Annotated in this window: 20 protein-coding genes; 16 read left to right on the top strand and 4 right to left on the bottom strand. The window is 44.8% G+C overall.

The genetic code is table 11. The features are described 5' to 3' along the window. The first annotated feature begins 57 nt into the window (after positions 1 to 57). Positions 58 to 2,364, top strand: a complete 2,307-nt coding sequence (locus ACFSJE_RS14385) for a zinc-dependent metalloprotease (RefSeq protein ID WP_379831589.1) — start codon at positions 58 to 60, stop codon at positions 2,362 to 2,364. Positions 2,365 to 2,484: 120 nt separating this feature from the next. Here the strand turns inward: ACFSJE_RS14385 and ACFSJE_RS14380 are convergent, their stop codons facing one another. From ACFSJE_RS14380 to ACFSJE_RS14365, 4 genes are all read right to left on the bottom strand, one after another. Then, positions 2,485 to 2,739 (bottom strand): DUF6520 family protein, encoded by a 255-nt coding sequence (locus ACFSJE_RS14380; protein WP_119618888.1) that lies wholly within the window; start codon positions 2,737 to 2,739, stop codon positions 2,485 to 2,487. Between the two features lie 52 nt (positions 2,740 to 2,791). Next, positions 2,792 to 3,244 (bottom strand): MauE/DoxX family redox-associated membrane protein, encoded by a 453-nt coding sequence (locus ACFSJE_RS14375; RefSeq protein ID WP_379831588.1) that lies wholly within the window; start codon positions 3,242 to 3,244, stop codon positions 2,792 to 2,794. A gap of 96 nt (positions 3,245 to 3,340) precedes the next feature. Next, complete coding sequence (locus ACFSJE_RS14370) at positions 3,341 to 4,267, bottom strand: helix-turn-helix domain-containing protein (protein ID WP_081894154.1); 927 nt, start codon at positions 4,265 to 4,267, stop codon at positions 3,341 to 3,343. A gap of 18 nt (positions 4,268 to 4,285) precedes the next feature. Next, positions 4,286 to 4,672 (bottom strand): DUF7793 family protein, encoded by a 387-nt coding sequence (locus ACFSJE_RS14365; RefSeq protein WP_379831587.1) that lies wholly within the window; start codon positions 4,670 to 4,672, stop codon positions 4,286 to 4,288. A gap of 198 nt (positions 4,673 to 4,870) precedes the next feature. Between ACFSJE_RS14365 and ACFSJE_RS14360 the strand changes: the two genes are divergently transcribed. The 15 genes from ACFSJE_RS14360 (at position 4,871) to ACFSJE_RS14290 (ending at position 19,650) form a co-directional block, all read left to right on the top strand. After that, complete coding sequence (locus ACFSJE_RS14360; RefSeq protein WP_379831586.1) at positions 4,871 to 7,276, top strand: aminotransferase class I/II-fold pyridoxal phosphate-dependent enzyme; 2,406 nt, start codon at positions 4,871 to 4,873, stop codon at positions 7,274 to 7,276. A gap of 12 nt (positions 7,277 to 7,288) precedes the next feature. Beyond that, positions 7,289 to 8,128 carry an RteC domain-containing protein gene (locus ACFSJE_RS14355; protein WP_166248551.1) on the top strand — a complete coding sequence of 280 codons (840 nt, stop codon included), beginning with the start codon at positions 7,289 to 7,291 and terminating at the stop codon, positions 8,126 to 8,128. Positions 8,129 to 8,412: 284 nt separating this feature from the next. Further along, entirely contained in the window at positions 8,413 to 8,691 is a 279-nt protein-coding gene (locus ACFSJE_RS14350; protein WP_036379020.1) for a helix-turn-helix domain-containing protein, read from the top strand. Next, positions 8,642 to 9,232, top strand: coding sequence for a hypothetical protein (locus ACFSJE_RS14345; protein WP_231562580.1), 591 nt, complete (start codon positions 8,642 to 8,644; stop codon positions 9,230 to 9,232). The genes ACFSJE_RS14350 and ACFSJE_RS14345 overlap by 50 nt, the downstream gene beginning before the upstream one ends. Beyond that, complete coding sequence (locus ACFSJE_RS14340; RefSeq protein ID WP_379831585.1) at positions 9,229 to 9,891, top strand: ATPase; 663 nt, start codon at positions 9,229 to 9,231, stop codon at positions 9,889 to 9,891. Before ACFSJE_RS14345 ends, ACFSJE_RS14340 begins: the two co-directional genes overlap by 4 nt. Positions 9,892 to 10,183: 292 nt before the next feature. Further along, positions 10,184 to 10,471: a hypothetical protein gene (locus tag ACFSJE_RS14335; RefSeq protein ID WP_163636516.1), complete on the top strand. Its 288-nt coding sequence runs from the start codon at positions 10,184 to 10,186 to the stop codon at positions 10,469 to 10,471. After that, positions 10,471 to 10,749, top strand: a complete 279-nt coding sequence (locus tag ACFSJE_RS14330) for a hypothetical protein (protein ID WP_379831584.1) — start codon at positions 10,471 to 10,473, stop codon at positions 10,747 to 10,749. The genes ACFSJE_RS14335 and ACFSJE_RS14330 overlap by 1 nt, the downstream gene beginning before the upstream one ends. Beyond that, positions 10,742 to 13,153 carry a TraG family conjugative transposon ATPase gene (locus tag ACFSJE_RS14325; protein WP_379831583.1) on the top strand — a complete coding sequence of 804 codons (2,412 nt, stop codon included), beginning with the start codon at positions 10,742 to 10,744 and terminating at the stop codon, positions 13,151 to 13,153. The genes ACFSJE_RS14330 and ACFSJE_RS14325 overlap by 8 nt, the downstream gene beginning before the upstream one ends. Then, positions 13,150 to 13,755, top strand: a complete 606-nt coding sequence (locus ACFSJE_RS14320) for a conjugal transfer protein (RefSeq protein WP_379831582.1) — start codon at positions 13,150 to 13,152, stop codon at positions 13,753 to 13,755. Before ACFSJE_RS14325 ends, ACFSJE_RS14320 begins: the two co-directional genes overlap by 4 nt. Further along, on the top strand, positions 13,755 to 14,594 hold the full coding sequence (locus ACFSJE_RS14315) for a hypothetical protein (RefSeq protein WP_379831581.1): 840 nt from the start codon (positions 13,755 to 13,757) through the stop codon (positions 14,592 to 14,594). Before ACFSJE_RS14320 ends, ACFSJE_RS14315 begins: the two co-directional genes overlap by 1 nt. Positions 14,595 to 14,604: 10 nt before the next feature. Continuing rightward, positions 14,605 to 15,231, top strand: a complete 627-nt coding sequence (locus ACFSJE_RS14310; protein ID WP_119618902.1) for a conjugal transfer protein TraK — start codon at positions 14,605 to 14,607, stop codon at positions 15,229 to 15,231. Continuing rightward, positions 15,212 to 16,144, top strand: coding sequence for a conjugative transposon protein TraM (gene traM, locus ACFSJE_RS14305; protein ID WP_036379001.1), 933 nt, complete (start codon positions 15,212 to 15,214; stop codon positions 16,142 to 16,144). The genes ACFSJE_RS14310 and traM overlap by 20 nt, the downstream gene beginning before the upstream one ends. Continuing rightward, complete coding sequence (locus ACFSJE_RS14300; RefSeq protein ID WP_163636519.1) at positions 16,141 to 16,926, top strand: DUF4138 domain-containing protein; 786 nt, start codon at positions 16,141 to 16,143, stop codon at positions 16,924 to 16,926. Before traM ends, ACFSJE_RS14300 begins: the two co-directional genes overlap by 4 nt. Before the next feature lie 339 nt (positions 16,927 to 17,265). Then, positions 17,266 to 17,940 carry a response regulator transcription factor gene (locus tag ACFSJE_RS14295; RefSeq protein ID WP_036378998.1) on the top strand — a complete coding sequence of 225 codons (675 nt, stop codon included), beginning with the start codon at positions 17,266 to 17,268 and terminating at the stop codon, positions 17,938 to 17,940. Positions 17,941 to 17,970: 30 nt separating this feature from the next. After that, positions 17,971 to 19,650 (top strand): efflux RND transporter permease subunit, encoded by a 1,680-nt coding sequence (locus ACFSJE_RS14290; RefSeq protein WP_226789937.1) that lies wholly within the window; start codon positions 17,971 to 17,973, stop codon positions 19,648 to 19,650. The last annotated feature ends 9 nt before the right edge of the window (positions 19,651 to 19,659 follow it).

The raw sequence follows: 19,659 nt of genomic DNA, 5'->3' as shown, positions 1-19,659 counted from the left end.
GATGGTCACCATGAACACCATCTACAAAGGAAAGACACACACTATTTAACCTTAGGGATGAAGCATTTCTTCGTTTTTGTTGTTTTAATGGCACTTCCCAGGATGCTTTCCGCCAATGAACACAACCAAAGGTCAGTGTATGGAAAGGGTTTGTCTATCGAAGAACGTAAGAGCCCATTTTTGACCACCAGAATTGAAGACGACCAAATCCTTTTGACTATACCTGAGGAAATTTTGGAAAAACCTATGATGTTCGTGCGACATGACCATGGAAATCAACCCAAGTTCATGCAGGTGGTCTGGTCTATGGAAAGGGACAAGATTTTGCTCAAGGTTCCAAGCCTCTGGTCAACTTCGGGCATTACCTTACCCATAAAACCAAGGTTGGATGTAACGGACAATATACTCGCTGTTTTTCCTTTAGTGCATACCAATAGAGCACAAGCCTCATATACCATAAACATCACAAAGCTCGTCATGACACAAATGATTGAATGGGAGCCGGGTTTTACAGAAACTATTGTTCCCGAAATTTCATTGCTCATGGAATCCAAAGACTTTGATGATGAAGTCATCATCAAGGTCCGAAGGGGTTTGGTTTTGGAACGATCCAAAATATCCATACCAGTTTACTTTGGGATCAGTGGCCTGCCGGAACCCATGAAGGCCAGACGGTTCGATTACCGTATGGGGTTTTATGATGAAGAAAGTACTGGAATTCATTTTCATTTACGTAATAGTCTGGCCAATATATCAAGATGGCGCTTGGAAAAGAAGCATAAAGATCAAAAGGTTAGTGTTCCAATTAAACCCATCACCTTTTTAATTTCCCCCGAAGTTCCCAAAAAGTGGAGGCCGTACATCAAGGCGGGTATCGAGGAATGGTTGCCTGCATTTGAATCTGCGGGATTCAAGAATGCCCTTATCGTCAAAGAAGTGGACAGTCTGGATGAGTGGCAGGCCCATAGCATTCATTCCAATGTGGTCCAATGGTCACAAAAGAAGTACCTACGTGGCTCTGAATATGAGGATTATGGTGGGACTGTGGCCAAAATCATTGATTATCGAACTGGGGAGGTCTTACGCGGGGATATCCTCATGGGTGCATCTGAACGGTCGGTGATGGAGCAGTACTTTGTCCGGGCCGCCCCCTTGGACAAAAGAGCGCAGCAGTTTCCGTTTCCGGATTCCCTGACCGGAAGGTTGTTCCAAGTCATAGCTGCCCATGAGACAGGCCATATTTTCGGGCTAAAAGATGGCAACTATGGAGAGTACACCTATCCATGGGACATAATGAACGATAGTACTTGGTTACGGAACATGGGACATACGCCCAGTGTCATGAACTATACCAGGGCCAATAATATTGCACAACCAAAAGACAGCATCCCACCTTCCCTATTATTGCGACGTGTTGGCCCAACCGATAGGTACAATATCCAATGGGCCTATGCCGAGTTCCCAGAGGGCATTTCAATGGAGCAGGAACAAAGAGCCCTGGAACAAATAATCGGATGGCAGGATACAGTACCTTGGTATAGGTTTGTCAACCCGACATTTGAAGTCCTCGGACCGGCAGCTTCCAACGAGGTTGTCGAGACCAATGATCCCGTTCGAAGCACAACTTTGGCCTTAAAAAATCTAGAGCGGGTCATCGCACTTTTACCCAAAGTGACCAAGGATCAAAAGGATAATGCGAGATTGGATAGGCTTTATGAAAAAACGGTCACCTTATGGAATGACCATATGAAGCATGTAATGACCTTGATCGGGGGCTACGATGTCCAATACAAATCCATTGGACATGATAAAAACAGATATACCCCCATCCCATGGGAAAAGCAAATGGAGGCCCTGGAATTTTTGTTGGCCAATGCCTTTGACCCTCCTGAATGGCTGACCAATCCGGATTTTTATAAAGGGGCAAGATATTCCACTTACACGGATAGGGTAATGGATTATCAATCTGGTCTTGCCTTGGAATTACTTATGGCTCCCCGCTTGAATCGATTGGAATATCTGGAAGACTTTCTTGGGCAAGAGAATTTGATTAAAACATATCTGTCCACCCTGAGATATGGTCTCTTCAGTGAACTCTATCAAGGTTCAGAAAAGGCGGATAGCAGGAGACTGAACCTCCAATCCATTTATATTAAACAGTTGATCCGGGCTATTGGACAAGAGAGAACAGGCTATGGTTTAGAAGAGCGGTTTTATGCCTATTCAGATCACATGAAAGCCCTTATTCTGGAAGAATTGATGGTATTGAAAAAAGATATGCAAAAGGGCATGAAAAGGAAAGGGGAAGATACTATGAGATGGCATTGGGATTTGTGTATTAAGAAAATCAATGGGGCATTGTAAGGGGTATTACCCATTACCCCCATTGGTGTTTCGGTCCATGTTTAGGGATCAAATTTGAATTAGTGAGAAAAGGTGCCTGATCAGGCACCTTTTCATTTCACGACATTTGGTCATTGGAACTCATTCCTTACGCAATTGAATGCTGCCAAAATCATCGTCAGAATACAGCTGCAAATTCATGGGCCCATAGGTACATGCTTCGCCCCCATTATCGCCACAGCCTTCCTCAGCTGTAGTGGTTTTCCATTCTTCGTCTACAGGGTCAAAGTAATAGGCGTCCTGAAACACAGGCTTATCCTCCGTGGCAAATGCCAGGCCAACCGCCAACAAAATGGCGAAGGCCGGTAAAACAAGTTTTAAAAAATTAGATTTCATAATACTAAGTATAAACGTTAATGCCTACTCTTTTCTAGGTTTTCGGCTTCCCCTACTGTACAGTATTTTGATTTGTGTGAATGTTATAGTGTTTCTTTGACCAAAGGATTCCCAATAGGGAAAGCACCATAAAGGAGATATTCAAAATTACATGGTCCTTCCACCCCAAGGCTGAAATGACCCCTCCACAAGAGCATGGAATGGAATTACTGTACCTAAGGATTATAATGATATAAGTGGTGAATGAACCCAATAAGACCAAGCTGGCATACAGGGCAAGTGTGCGGTATCTTGCGAACCACAATAGGCCTGCGATCACCAGCTCCACAAAGGGCACGGCCCATGAGATCACTGTGGCATAGGATGCAATGTAGGGCATACGCTCCACCCTCAATTGAAAGATATCCAAATGCATCAATTTGCTGACCGCAGTATAAACGAACAGTAGGGTCAACAAAAGGCTGAACAGGGTAATAAGTTTGGAGTAGATTCCTTTGTGAGACATATCCTTTGATTTGATATGACAAAGTTCGGGAGTCTGATGTATCCCTAAGGGAGTATTTGTTATCTGAAACGGAGTAAATGCATGATATTAAGGATTTTATGACCTTAAATCAGTAGGGGATAGTCCATATTTGTCCTTGAATGCCCTTGAGAAATGGGTCTTGCTCTTAAAGCCGGTCATTTGGATGATTTGCTTTATCGTCAGGGTGCTGTGCTGGATCAGGGTCCTTGCCATTCGAAGACGTTCCCTGATCAGAAATCTAAAAATGGTCGTACCATAGATCTGTTTGAAGCCATATTTCAGTTTGTACTCGTTGGTGCCCTTCTGACGGGCAAGATCCTGCAAGGTGGGAAGATCCTTGTCCAGATTGTTGATGATCATATCATGGACGTCCCTGATGATTTGGATATCCTCTGGCGTCAATGTGACCTTATGCTCCTTGATGCCCTTGGTCACTTTGAGTTTATTTTTGGGCAGCCCTGTTTCAAAAGGTTCCCCCTTGGAAAAGAATACGGAGTTCAACAGGGTTTTTTGACCGCTCCCATCCAAGGCCTGGTACACCGATATTTGGCAATCCTTGGCCAGCAAAAGACCATCGTTGGTAATGAATTCCAGGAACAATACCGTTTCAGACCGCTCCCGTTTCAAATGTTTTGACATCTTCTTGTTCCATCTTTCACGGGACCTTTCCGTCATGAATTCAGAGATATGTTTTCCGAAAAGATCCTTAGGGGGATAGGACAATAGGGAGCAGGTGCCATTGGTGAGCAATTCAATGTGACCATTCCCATCTAAGATCATGGATAGTTGGATGACACATTGTGGGGTGTTGTGTGCGTTTGCAAAACCCTGATGGATAAAGGCCGCCCCTATTTCCTCATTGACCATGTTCAACATGACCACCAAAGAAGCAATATTGTCATTTTTATCGGAAGGCTCAATGGAATAGAAGAAATTGCCCTTGGCCATTTCCAAGAGCATCTTTTGTATCCGTTTTACCCTAAAGTCATCGCTGTTCGGCATATCCTTTCATTAAATTGGTTAGTTTTCATCGGTTTCCTTAATGCCCAAATAGGCCAAGGCCTCCGCTTTTCTGGTAAAGGATCGTGTAGGCACTTTCTGGGAATGGGTGTCCAGATAAATGGAGCTGATCATATCCGTAACCGGTGGATCGATCAAAAAGGCCAGTTTCTCGATCCAAAGGGAACCTTCCAAAGCCAAATAGTCCCTTGCGGCCTTATCGATATTTCTGACTTCCAGTATATCGCATAGCACCGGCATCGATTTACCTTCTTGTAATTCCATCCGATCCTTGACTATGAGTTGTGCCGCCTTACGGTTGATACACGGCACTTTCTTGTAGATAATATGTAAAAGATCATCAGTCAACAGATATATGGCATAGCTGTTTTCATGTGTTTTTTTCATCTCCGGAAAACTGGTTAGCGCAATCAATTTACAAAATTACTGCAATTGATTTTTTTACAGGAGAGCTATTGACGTTAATAAAAGGATTTTGGTTATCTGAAAAGGAGTATTTGTTATCTGAAAGGGATTAAATAGAATAAGTATGATTTATCAACTTACAAAATCCGTTTCTTTTTATCACAAATAATATCAAATAAAATGGCCAAGATCAAACACCACAATTTTTTGAACACTGTACATGAGGTATTCACTGATGCAAAACAAGCTGGGGTATTGCACCTTTATGCCGGCGGAAAGTCTTTTTCGGGAAGGACGATAGAAGTTGGCGGAAGGGAACTGTACCATTTTGGGACCACGGGTTATTTAGGGTTGGAACTGGATCCCAGATTGAAAAAGGCCGCCAAGGAGGCCATTGATAGCTATGGGACGCAATTTCCCTTATCCAAATCCTATATCTCCAATCCGTTATATGAGAAATTGGAAAACTCGATTTCCGAAATGTATGGCTATCCCATTGTCATTACCAAAAACAGTACCCTTGGGCACTTAGGTGTCATTCCAAGTGCCGTGGATGATGACGACGTAATCATTCTGGACCACCAGGTCCATTGGAGTGTACAGAATGCGGCCAAAATGCTAAAGACCCGGAGTGTTCCCATCGAAATGATCCGGCATAACCATTTGGAAATGTTGGAGGACAAGATCAAAAAGTACCAACATTCCAAAGGCAGGATTTGGTATATGGCCGATGGCATTTATTCCATGTACGGGGATTATGCCCCGGTTAAGGAACTGATGGGGTTGGCAAAGAAATATTCCCAATTGCATTTTTATTTCGATGATGTTCATGGCATGAGTTGGGTGGGAAGGAATGGTACCGGATATGTGTTGGACCAATTGGGGGAATTGTCCGAAAATGTATTGCTCTTCGGCACCCTGAGCAAGACTTTTGGGGCCAGTGGTGCAGTATTGGCCTGTTCCAACCCACAACTATATAATAAGATCAAGACCTTTGGTGGACCGTTGACCTTTTCTGCCCAATTGGAACCCGCTTCTGTTGCCGCGGCCATTGCCTCTGCACAGATTCACCTATCATCCGAGATCTATGAGCTTCAGCACGAATTGCGGGAACGCATCGATTATTTCAATGAATGCCTTTCTATAACGGAACTTCCCTTGATCGATCGGAATGAATCCCCGGTGTTCTATATCGGGACCGGTATGCCCAAAACCGGGTACAATTTTGTGAACCGTTTGATGGGGGAGGGCTTCTTTGTCAACCTCGGGATCTTTCCTGCTGTACCTGTAAAGAATACTGGTGTAAGGATTACGATTTCAAGGCATAACCAAAAAATGGAAATCCAAGCATTGGTGGAGGCCATGGAATATCATTTTCCAAAGGCATTGGAAGATACCCAGACCGATGCCCAAAGGGTATTCCACGCCTTTAATATGGAACCAAAGCCCCTAAATGGGCCGAAAGTATCTTCTGAGCTTACCATTGAAGTATTCGATACCATTGACCAAATTGAAAAGGAAGAATGGAACCAAAGATTAGGTGGGCAGGGGGTCTACGATTGGGAGGGGCTGAAGTTTTTGGAAGAGGTATTCCAGGATAACCCAGAGAGGGAACATAACTGGTTGTTCCGATATGTGGTCATCAAGGATGCTGATGGGATACCTGTATTGATGACCTTTCTGACCGTTTCCCTTTGGAAGGACGATATGCTGGCACAAGCACAAATTTCTGCTGCCATTGAGGAGGAAAGGAAAATCGATCCCTACCATTTGTCATCCATGGTCCTGTCCCTAGGTTGCCTGTTCACGGAAGGAGATCACCTGTATTGGAATGCATCACATGCATTGGGCAAGGAAGCGAGGGACACCCTATTGGAAACCATGGAAAAACTGGAACACCAATTTGGGGCCAAGATGACCGTCCTACGGGACTTTGGAGAACATACACCATGGAACGAATCGCTTTACGGTCAGGGATTTTTAAGGGTGCAGATGCCCAACGCCTGTTATGTTGTCCTGGACAAGGTGGATTCCATGGAAGACTATTTGAAACTTTTGTCTTCAAGGAATAGAAGACATTTTCGAAAGGACGTCCAACCCTATCTCGATAGGGCAAAGACCCTAGTTCTTCCTAAGCTATCCAAATCTGAACTTGAACAGGTCAAATCCTTGTTCGGGGAAGTACAGTCCAGAAATTTGGGGCTCAATACCTTTTCCTTTCCGGACTCCCTGTTTGAAAAGATGAACGAAAACCATTTGTGGGAGTTTATTCTCCTTTGTTCATGGGATAAACCTGAAAGGATAGTGGGTGTAATGTTCTGTTATACCAATTTGAACCAGGTCTATGTCCCTGCTTTTGTAGGTATGGATTATGACGGTCTGGAAGAGTTTGCCATTTATCGGCAATTGCTCTACCGGACCATTGAACGGGCCATTGGATTGGGCATTCCCAAAATCGATTTTGGGTTGACCGCTGCCTTTGAGAAACGGAAACTCGGTGCAACGGTCGAGAAAAAATATGCCTATCTCCAGACCAATGACAATTTCATCCTGGAATTGCTCGGAATCATGGAAGGCCAGCATTAATGGAAAAACGTCATGAAATACCAAAAGCTGCTATCAGAATTTGAAGGCCAATTGGATGCCTTGGAAAGCGGGAACGGGGATATTCTTTTCAAAGCGGAAAAGGGTATCGTACTTGTGGAGAAGAGCATCCGTAAACTCCAAAAACAGATTACCGGCAAGACCTTCGAGACCCAAGCGGACGAAATCTACTTCTTTAAGCACGTCAAGCCCCAAATCTTTAGCAAGCTGATCTATTATGTCAAACTGTTCAATATCGAGAGCAAGCGGCCTAGGGGAAATGATGCGGCACAGATCAAGTACCTACAACTTCAGATCGACAAGTTCCAGACCTTTTTTAACGATAATCTGGAGTTTTATAATTATTACCGTCGTGGGGCCATGTCCCTCGACGAGCAGTATTTCGTTCGGGGTAACCGAGATCTCAGGTTGCCCCTTGAATCCTTCCACTTTTTGATCGATGACCAGTTTTCCACCTGTCAGGATGGTACCGTGGCCACGATCATGGCCTATGACATGCTCATCGTGTACCTGAGAAAGGAGGTGGATGACCTACAAAACAATTTAGAACCCCAAAAGAACATGACCATGGAAAAACCTTCAAAACTCTTCTGGACCGGAAACAAGACCGATTTGATCGAACTTTTATATGCACTCCAATCCAGCAAATGCATCAATAGCGGTACCACGGACATCAAGGAGTTGGCCTCGCATTTTGAACATTTTTACAATGTGGACCTCGGTAACTACTACCACACTTTTATTGATATCCGGTCCCGAAAGACCAGTAAGACCCGCTTTTTGGACAAGCTCATTGAGATGCTCAACCAACGGATGGATTCCCTGGATGAATGAGTTTTAGTTTTTCCCAAGTTGGTACCAACTTGGGAATTTGCATTTTGATGGGCCATAGTGCCAGGATTATGGGTTTTCTGAGGTTTCCAATAGGTTTACAAAGGTCAAATTCAACCAAATACCATCAAATCCTATGCATTGAAAAAAACACCCACCTTGGTACCAACTTGGGAAGTTTTTTCAATTTTGTTTTTGAGTTTTGTCCCAGAAAGTCAAATCAGTGGATGGGTCACCAAATGACATAAAAATCATGCAGTGGCCCTTCCTATTAAAACACAAAACACATGGGAGCGACCATCATTACCACCGAAGATTTAAGGGAGTTCAAGATAGAACTGTTGGAGGACATCAAGGACCTTTTGCAGAACGAAAAGGGACAACGCAACAAAAAATGGCTCAAATCAAATGAGGTGCGGGACCTCTTGGGCATATCCCCGGGCACCCTTCAAAACCTAAGGATCAATGGGACCCTACCCTATACAAAGATAGGAGGGGTGCTCTACTATGAATACCATGAGATCATGGAAGTACTGGAGCAGAACAAGGTCCATAACCGCATCTAAGATGGAGGACATCAATTATATCAAACACCTGAACGGGGTGTTTGCCCAGTTTGCCAAGGACAACCGTTTGAACCCGACCCATATCAGCCTGTATATCGGACTCTTCCAATTGTGGAACCAAAACTATTTTGTGGCCGAGTTCTATATCAGTAGGGAAGAGGCCATGGCTTATGCCAAAATAGGCTCCAAATCGACCTATCACCGCTGCATCCGAGAGCTCAGCCATTGGAACTATATCCTGTACTCTCCATCCCACAATCCCTACAAGGGCAGCCGAATCAAGATGTTCGATTTTGGGACAAGTACTGGACAAGCCCTGGACCAGTACCGTACCAAATTCGGGACAAGCAGTGGACAAGCGTTGGTACCTATAAACAAACTTATACAAACAACTAAAAACATTACAAACGGGAAGAAACGGAAAAAAATGAAAAAGAAAGTTTTTGAGATCGAAGAAAACAATGCCAAACGCACCCCCACTGTCCCATATCTGGACAACTTGCGGACTAGCAAGGACAAGGACTACAACGAACCGCTATGAATTTTAAGGCCCCACATATCATCACTGAAGGTGCCATAAGCTATGAACTGGGCTCCTTGAAGGGCAGGGAGATCAAATACGATTTCGATAAGATCCTGGTCTACCTCGATGCCAAGGGAAAACTCCTGTTTGGCAAGAAGTTCAGGATGCACAGGGAGGACCGGGAGATGCTGTACAAGCTCAGTCTCTACTTTATCAGGGACAGGGAACGTTGCAAACAGTTCGGGATCGATGTGGATAAGGGCCTTCTCCTTTCAGGTCCGGTAGGCTGTGGGAAGACCAGTTTGATGAAACTGTTCAAGTTCATGGTGCCCCACCAAAGGCCTTATGAAGTCATTCCCTCCAGGAACATTGTCTTTGGCTTCAACCATTTGGGCTATAAGATTATTGGGGACTATGGAAACACCCAATCCTTTTGTTTTGACGACCTGGGTGTGGAACCTGATGGGGTCCATTTTGGAAAGGAGTGCAATGTCATGGGGGAGATCTTATTGTCCCGCTATGAGCTGTTCACTGACCATAAGATCAAGACCCACGCCACTACCAATCTCAATGCACAGGAACTGGAAGCAAGGTATGGGAACCGGGTAAGGTCAAGGATGCGGGAACTTTTCAACCTTGTAGGGTTTGATAAGGACTGTAAGGACAAAAGAAAATAAGGTTTTGTGGCTGGTGTAGCATGTAACCTTGAATTTGGGCGAATTGCAACACTTTTTGATGGGCCGATCAGCCACTTTTGACGTTTTTGGGCTGGAGGGATTGGAACCAGATGGCACTTATCAACAGGGAGTGTTCGCTTTTTCATTAAATCTGCATGGATTCCAGACCAATTGAACCTGTTTCAATGCAACTATAATGATATTCACAAATAACTGATTATCAATTATTTGTGATGTGTATTCCATTAATTTTCACATATCAATAATCGTCTAACCCTTAAACGTTTACGATATGCGAAAATCTTTCTTCATCACCTTAATGTTGCTTTTTACCTCCAGTGCCCTTTTGGCCCAGATCGGGGGTATTGAGGATTCGGTCAACGATATTTCAGACACCATTCGGGCCATATTTCCCATCATATTGGGGGTCATCTTTTTAGTGGGCTTCCTTTTTAATGCCGGACATTTCTTTGGAGAGAATGCTGACCTAAAAAGGGGCATTACCCGGGTCTTGGTCTTTGTGTTGATTGCCGGGGCCGTTGTGGGCATCTTTACCTATCTCATCGGAATTGTGGTCTGATGAAACAGTTCGAGGTCTATAGAAATATACGAAAGCGGGCCATGATCATGGGGCTGTCCATTTCCCTGTTTGCCCTGATGATGGTGTCTATCATCGGTTCGCTTTTGATCATCATTTTTTCGTTTCAATTTGGTGTCATCGTGGGCCTACTGCTCTTCAATGCCCTTCTCTATGGGGCATTGTTGCAGTGGGTGAAGCAACCTTTCCAATGGAGGGTAGTGCAAACCTTTCCCAAGAACATAAGCCTAAAACAGTTAAATCCCATTGACTATGTCTAAGCTCAATTTCAATGCATTTCACCCAATCCTGGATATCCAAAACCATGTGGTCTTTGGGAGCAATGGCAATGTGGTGTTGTGTTATCAAGTGGAATTACCTGAGATATACTCCCTTTCTGAGACGGATTTTGAGGAGCTGCACGGGATGTGGTTCCAGGCCTTTAAATCCTTGCCCGTGGGTGCTATTATCCATAAGCAGGATAGGTATCAAAAGAAAGGTTATGATGCTAGGAACCTTCCAAGGGATACCTTTCTGGCAAAGGCTACCCATGATTATTTTGTAGGTAGGGAGCATTTGGACCATCAGAGTTATCTCTTATTTGTACTTCCTCTTGAGAAGGCATTCAATGCCACCAAATATGTCAATCCCTTTCGAAAAGTGGAGAATGGTCTTCACCGTAAACTGGATGTGCAGGTAGCGGAATTTATTACTTCGGTGAACGATGCGGTATCCTATGTCAACAACTCCAAAAGCGTGACCATGGTTCCCATGGAACCTGAAGCCATATTGAAGCATACCCATAATTATTTCAATGGGTTCAATCTTGATTTTGATACGGATATCCAGCTCGGAAAAGGCCCATTGGAAATTGGTGACCATTATTTCGATGTGATGGCCATCAATAATGAAAAATGTTTTGGAGAAACCGTGCAGAGCAGTGTGCCCAATGGGAAATTCAGTTCGGACGGATTCAGCTTTCATAAGGGTTTTATGGACGATCTGGGACTGGAATTGGGGGAAAACCATATCATCAACCAGATTCTTTTTCTGGACGATACCCATCAATGGCGCAAACGATTGGACAAAAAAATAGAGGAACTCTCCAAGAGCTCCAATTTTGGTTCCCAGAACAAAGTGGTTCGCAACAAGGTCCAACATATCTTGGACAGGATCAATGGGGATGATACCGCACGGATTGTTCGTGGCCATGTGAATATTGTTTTTTGGCATACGGAAGCTGGCTTGTTGAAGCGCATTGCTTCTGGCATCAAGGCGCAATTAAAGGAATTGGATATTCGACCCTATCATCCCAACGGAGAGGAGCGCAAACATTATTTTTTGAACTCCTATCCCAGTCATGCTTCCAACTTTTCCAATGAGGATCTCTTCGTGATGGATCTCAAACCGGCCCTTTGTCTGTATATCAACAATACCAATTATCGCTCTGATGAAACAGGGATCGTTTTTAATGATAGACAGTACAATATTCCTGTGGTCAAGGATGTATGGGACGAGGGGAAAAGGCGTATCAAGGCCCGGAACTTTGCCATTTTTGCCCCGACCGGGGAGGGGAAATCCTTTTTGGCCAATAATATTCTACGTCAATACTTTGAGGCCGATGTACGACTGGTCATTATCGATCTAGGGGGTTCCTATGCCAAATTTGCCCAATTGTATCCCGATGATCATATCATATTGCGATACGAACAGGGGAAGAATCTGGGCATCAATCCCTTTTACATTTCAGAACAGTCCGATTTGAATCCCGAACGCTTGGAAGATCTGGCCCTGTTCCTTTTGGAGCTCTTGGCGGAAAGCCATGTGACCAAATCCAAGGAAGTGGCCTTGAAAAAAGTGTTGTTGCACTATTATAATAAGATCATGGAGGGGCATTCCTTGGCTTCCCTATATCAGTTCGTTGATAGGAACAAAGATACTTTGATCGAGGATACACGGGTTCAGGAATCGGATTTCAATGTCTATGGATTTTTGCACATCCTTTCCGAATATGTGGACGGGGGACTGTACAGTTTTCTGTTTCATATGGCAGAAGATCAGACCTATAAAATTGAGGACAAGCGTTTAATTGTCTTTGAGTTGGACGAGGTGCGCGACAATAGGGAAATCCTGTCCGTAATGCTCAAATTGATCAAGTCGGCCATCCAACGCACCATTTGGCGAAACCGTTCGGAAAGGGGCATTATTCTTTTCGATGAGTTTGCCAAGCAGCTCAAGTTTCCCAATGTCCTGGAGAGTGTGGAGTTCTATTACCAGGCCATCCGAAAACAGAACGGGGCCATTGGGATCATCCTGCAATCCATCAACCAGTTACCTGAAAATGCCACTTCGGCAAGTATCCTGGAGAATACCCAAGTAATTTATAGCCTGCGGAACGAGAAGGGCTATCATGAATTGGTTAGACGGTTGCACCTCTCCAACCATGATCTCAATCAATTAAAGTCCCTTAGAAACAATCTTACCGGGGTGCGCAAATACACCGAGATCTTTATCAAGATCGGGAAGGAAAGCAATGTCTTTCGCTTGGAGGTACCCCCAGAGGTCTATGCGGCCTATCTCACCGATGGGATGGAACATGGTCAGATCATGGAACTCTTTGCACAGTTCGGGGATATGGAACGGGCCATTACGGAATTTATAAATCAACAAAAGAAAATGATATGAAAATAGATTGGAAACAAACCTTATGGAACAATCCCCGATTGTGGATCTTGGCGCTGATCTTGGCCATTTCCTTGTCCGGCCGTGCTACGGCCCAGGGGATGCCGGTGTATGACAACACGAACTTTATCAGTATGACGAAGTCCTTGTTGGAATCGGCCAAACAGACCTCTGAACTGCTAAAGACCGTGGAGTTTTTAAAGGAACAGAAGGACAATATTGTCAAGGTCAATAACACCATCAAACAACTGAAGGCGCTTCGGGAATTGGCACGTAACAACGAGATTTTATTTCGAACGGTACAGAACGATCTTCGTGATATTCTGAACTCCCCCTATATCAAGGCGGGGGAAGTGGAACAGGTATCCAAAGCCTTTGAGCAGATCATGGATACGGCCATTGATGACCTGGATTTTGTCAACCAGATCTTGTCCAGTGATTTTTTGAAGATGACCGATGCGGAGCGTACCGCCATTTTGATGGAAAAGAAAGTCCAGTCCCAGGAAATGGTGGCCGAGCTTGAGGTCAAGACCCGTCGCTATCGAGAGATCATCTCCTTTCGGAGGATGCAGGATATTATCAATAATCGGGAAACGGAATACTGATGGCGGGATACTTTTTGGGCATAGGATTGGAATATGTGGATGCGGTCTTTCAGACCATCAAGGACAGTGATTTCTCCCAATATACCATTGTGGGGATGAAGACCTTGGCCGTCCTGTTCTTTTTGATAAATATATTGAAGAAATACAATGAGGGCATCGCCACCATCGATGGCCATACCTGGGGATTGACCCCAACGGAACTGGCCAAGAATTTTTTGGTGGTGCTGCTGGTCATTTTCTCCACAGAGGTATTGGGAGTCTTCGATGGCATTTTGGTGGCCATTGAGGTCCAATACCGGGACACGGCTCCGGCACTCCTCCCATTGCAGCTGCAGGATGTAGATCTGGAACGGGATGTGGGTGCCTTGGAAGCCGCCAAAAAGGCCATGGCACTGTTGTATGAGGCCCTGGTGACCCCTTTGTACGGTTTGAAGGTCTTGGCCTTTATCATCGGGGTCATTCTTTGGTTGATGGACCTGTTCATCTATCCTTTGTTCCTTGCGGAGCGGTATTTCCTGTTGGGAATCCTACAGGCCTTTTTTCCCTTGGTCATCAGTTTGGCCGTCTTTGAGAAATTCAGGCCCTTGGCCTATCAGTTTTTTAAGTTGTATGCAGCTGTATATATGCTGGTGCCCGCCTTCTTTTTGGTCAATGTCTTCGTCAACAACCTTTATACGGAGATCAGTACCAACTTCTGGGGGAACCTCTTTGGTTTTGATTTTGGGCGTGAATTCTTTGCCCCGATCATTGAACTCGGGACCATTGGCTTTATTGTCTTGCTCAAATTTAAATTGTACCGAAGGGCGACCAGTTTTACCCTTCGATTGTTCACCGGTTAAATTGAAGTCTATGAAAACACCTTTTAAAAGTATTGTTCATGTGCTGCGGCTCAACCGTTTTGTGGTTCTTGCCGTGGTTATCGCCTCGGTTTTGGTCTGTATGGTTGCTATGGTCCTAGTGGGCAGGATATACCGTGAATCGTTGAACGGGGCCTTCGTGGTCAATGGGGAAGGGGAGGTCATACCGCTTTCCTGGGCCGAACAACGGGATCATCTGGAAGTGGAGGCCCTGGCCCATTTGGAACAGTTTCATAGGTGGTTTTATGGGGTGGATGCCGGCAGTTATGAGAAGAACATGGAGAAGGCCCTTTGGTTGGGCAATGCCTCCGTTGGTGCTGTCTTTCAACAGAAAAAGGCAGACGGTTTCTATAACCGGTTGTTGCAATATTCCCTTGTGCAAGAGGTCATCCGAATCGATACAGAGCTGGATTGGGATGGGTCTTCCTTTGCGTTTAGGACCCAATTGCATATACGGATCAATCGGGGAACCGTCACCGATACCTATGAACTGGTGACCTCGGGACATTTGATCCAGGTGGAACGGAATTTTCCCCATAATCCTCATGGATTGTTGATCACTGATTTTTTTGAAAACTCACTTCGTAAACTAGAAACTCATGAAAACACAGAAGAATAAAATAGTTTTTGTGCTGGTACTGGCATGTATGGTACTCTTTATCACCATATATAGCATCGTCACTTTTGGTAAGCCAAAAAAGGAAAGCCTTGATGTAGGGAGGATCCCCATGCCGGATCTGGAGGACACTTCGGTGGAGTTTGAAACCAAACTGGAAGCCGTGGAAGCCATCAAGGTGGAAAAACAATCCACGGCACCCCAAGTGTATCCCGACCACATGGTGGATGATAAAGGGTATTTCAATCCCGATTATATGGAATATGAAAAGCAGCGTATCATAGACAGCGTCTATGATATCAATGCCTTTACTGCAAAAAAAAATTCTGTATCGGATGCAGGTGTAATGCCCAAGTTGGGGACTGTAAAGAAGGTAAAGGTAGACGATGAAAAGTTGACAATGGGTTCCCCAAGGACGGAAACGGAGCTAGGATTGGTACATCAACTGTTCTTTGCCTCCAATCCAAAAAGGAACCGTTCCGATGGAAATTTACCAACTACTGCTGTGGCCAAGGTGTATGTGGATGGGGACCAGACCCTTCGGGATGGACAACGATTGGACTTGCGACTCGCCCATGACTATGTTGTGGATGGGAAAAGGATGCCAGGAGGTACCCGCCTCTATGGCTTTGTAAAGATAAGGCCCAACCGGGTGATGGTGGAACTTACCCGATTGGGGACAACCCTTATGGATATGCAAGCCTATGATGCCCAGGATGGGCAGGAAGGGATTTATGTGAAGAACCATCTGCGGGGTGAAGTGGTGGATCGGTCTTTGGATGAGGGCCTTGGAGAGATCAATGTGCCGGGTGTGCCCCAGTTCAATGGGATCAAACGCATATTTCAGCGTGATCAACGTACCGTTAAAGTTCAGATTTCCGACCATTATCAATTTTTCTTAATACCTAGATCATGAAAACACTAAACGTCATCATTGCAGTAATGCTAATGGCCTATGGGCACACCGTATCGGGCCAAAAGGTTTTGGACACCATCCAAGCCAATTCACAAATGAACGTGGCCCTCTTTTTTCCCAGTCCCATCAAACAGGCTATAACGGGAAACACTAAAGCGATCTTTACCTATAACCGGGAAGAAGCTCAATATTTTGGGCTATTGCAGTCCACAGCCAACACCATTACCAACCTTTTGGTGGTCACCATGGACGGACAAGCATATGAATTTAAGGTGGCCTATAGGGAAAACGTTGCCCAAACCCATTTTTTTGTGGACAAGGCGCATAGCATTGGTCCAGTACAGCCATTACCTGGTAAAAAAGGGGATTCCTTGGCTTCCCACACAGCTCGATTTGCTTTTTTAAGTGGATTGCCATCAAGTGATGGGAATGGTGCCTTGGCATCGGTGCGAAGAAAGGGAATCCGATTGCTGTTGAAAAGGTTGGTCTACCGAAACGCTCAAGTATTTATGGTTGTAGAGGTGCGCAACCGATCAGGCATTGATTTTGAAGTAGGCACCCTTGAGGCCCTAAGGATAAATGGCAGCTTGAAACGGAGATCCTCGTATCAAGAAACCAGGTTGGAACCCCACTATATCTTTGAACGACCCAAAATTATTAAAACCGGGACTTCCCAACGATTTGTACTTGTGCTACCCAAATTTGTCCTATCCCATAAGGAGCATCTAAGACTGATTCTCTTGGAAAGCCGTGGAGGCAGAAGGTTGGAGCTCAACTATTGACCTATCGATAAAGAGAAGTGGAATCCCTTATAGGGTATATAATTTAACATGAAAACAAAATTTTGCCATAACAAAGGTTATAGTGTTGGCCAAGAAAGGAAATGAAATAGGAATGGTACACCTCAGGAAAAATGGAACTGGCTTCCAGCTGTATTAAAAGCATTGGCACATCAGCATATCATTGTCATCCAACCGTCCGATTCAAGTCATGGATAGTTTGTTAGTGAAGGAATGAAAGGGACATCAGTCGCAACAACCTGATCCATTGCTGGAAGTGTAGATGGCGACTTTAGAATTCCTAAAGATTTGAGATCTATTTTTATACCATAAATTTATGGTATGAAGATCCTTATTGCAGAAGACGAGACCGAACTCCAGAAATCCATTGCCACCTATTTGGAAAGGGATGGCAATGTCTGTGAAATGGCTTCAGACTACCACGAGGCCCTCTATAAGATTGACCTCTATGAATATGATCTGTTGGTCCTGGACATCAACCTGATCACCGGTAGTGGATTGGATATCCTAAAACTGTTGAAGCGCAACCGTTCGGAGACCCCGACCATCATCATCTCCGCCAACAATTCCTTGGACGATAAACTGGAAGGATTGGATCTGGGTGCCGATGACTATTTGACCAAACCCTTTCATTTGGCCGAACTCAATTCGAGGATAAAGGCGGTTTTGAGAAGGGGCAAGTTTGGGGGCAATGACCGTTTGGAGTTCCACGAGATTTCCATTGATACGCGCTCTAGGACCGCTTATGTCAATGAGCAAGCCCTTTCCTTGACCCGTAAGGAATTCGATCTCTTGCTTTTTTTTGTCACCAATAAGGGACGGGTGCTTTCCAAAGAGATCATCGCCGAACATTTATGGGGGGATCATAGCGATCTTGCGGATAATTTTGATTTTATTTATGTCCATATCAACAACCTGCGCAAAAAATTGACCGAAGCAGGGGCCAAGTATATCAAAACGGCCTACGGAAGTGGGTATAAGTTCGTGGAAGAGTGATCTATGGGGGATACCTTGAAAAAAATACGATTGATCAGAAAGACCTCCAAAACTTTTTTGGGGATCAGTGCCCTGTTGATGTTGGTCAGTACGGTGGCCCTTTATTTCTATCTGAGGAACCTGCTCCAGTCTGAAGTGGAGGAAGAGCTCCGTTCGACAGAGGCACGGATCGAAAGTTCCCTGATCGAAAATCCGGAGCCTTTTCAATTGTCCCCGGTGGTCGAGATCCAAAAGGTATCCCGGTTGGGCAATGAGGTGCTAAAGGATACCATCATCTATGATCCCTCACAAGATGAAATGGAAGAGTTCAGGGAACTGTCCACCTTCTCCGCCATCAATGGTGAAAATTATAGGATCACGGTCCGCGCACTTGTGGTGGAATCGGAGAATATCCTGATCGCCGTGGTCATTTCCTATTTGGTGATCATCCTTTTGGTATTCCTGTTCCTGTTTTATGTGAATCGTTCGAGGAACCAAAAACTGTGGACCCCTTTTTTCCACAACCTGGAGCAAATGAAACGGTTTTCGCTCAGCTCCGATGCTCCCATCGCCCTGATGGACAGTGGAATCCTGGAGTTCTCCGAATTGAATTCAGAGATCAAGATCTTGACCAATAAGGTCCGTTCGGATTATCGGAACCTGAAACAATATACGGAGGATGTATCCCATGAGATGCAGACCCCCTTGGCCATTATACAGGCAAAGATCGAGAACGTGATCAATATGGAGGAACCATTGGACGACCAGCAGTTCGAACAACTCACTTCCATCCAAAGGGATATACAGCGACTCTCCCAAATGACCAAGCGCTTGACCTTGTTGACCAAGATCGAGAACAACCAGTTCGCCAATATCGAGCAACTGGAAACCCAGATCCAAGGGGTGGTCATCAGTAGTATAATTGAAAGGGAGCAGGTAGTGAATATCCGGTTGGTATTTCCCGGCACCAACACCAATTCGGTTTCCGATATCCAACAAATGACCCTGCAATTGCCCAGTGGGGATATTGTACCCTTACAAAAAGTGGCGAAAATTGAAATAGGGAAGGGAGTGGCAGAGATCAATCGGGAAAACCAAAAATCCATAGGGGTCGTTACGGCTCGCTTGAACAACAGGGACCTTGGGTCTACCTTGACCGATATCCGAAACAATCTGTCCACGAAGATCAGCCTTCCCCCGGGGTATCATATTGAATATGGAGGGGAATACCAGCAACAACAACAGGCTTTTAAGGAATTGATGCTCATTTTGATTGCCGCGGTACTGTTGGTCTTTACCGTCATATTGTTTCTGTTCAGAAAGATCAAGATTGCTCTTGCCATCATATTCATTGCCATTTTAGGGGTTGCAGGTTGTCTGTTGAGTCTATTATTGACAGGAACACCTTTGAATGTAGGAAGTTACACAGGTATCATTATGATAGTTGGGATTATCGGGGAGAATGCCATTTTTACCTATCAACAGTACCAAGAATGTGATGTTTCGTTATCACACCCACAAAAGATCGAATATTCCATAGCGCAACGATTGCGGCCCAAATTAATGACAGCCACTGCCGCAATCATGGCCTTGATCCCCTTGGCCCTGGGTATCGGAGCAGGGGCCCAGTTGCACCAGCCCTTGGCGATTGCCGTCATCGGAGGGTTGGTCTTCGCATTGCCATTGTTATTGGTGGTACTTCCAATTATACTTAAATTGTTGAAGGAGTAAAAACAATTT

The sequence above is a fragment of the Flagellimonas iocasae genome (assembly GCF_042682725.1).
GTDB lineage: Bacteria > Bacteroidota > Bacteroidia > Flavobacteriales > Flavobacteriaceae > Flagellimonas > Flagellimonas iocasae.
This window is presented reverse-complemented; position numbering and strand designations above follow the sequence as displayed.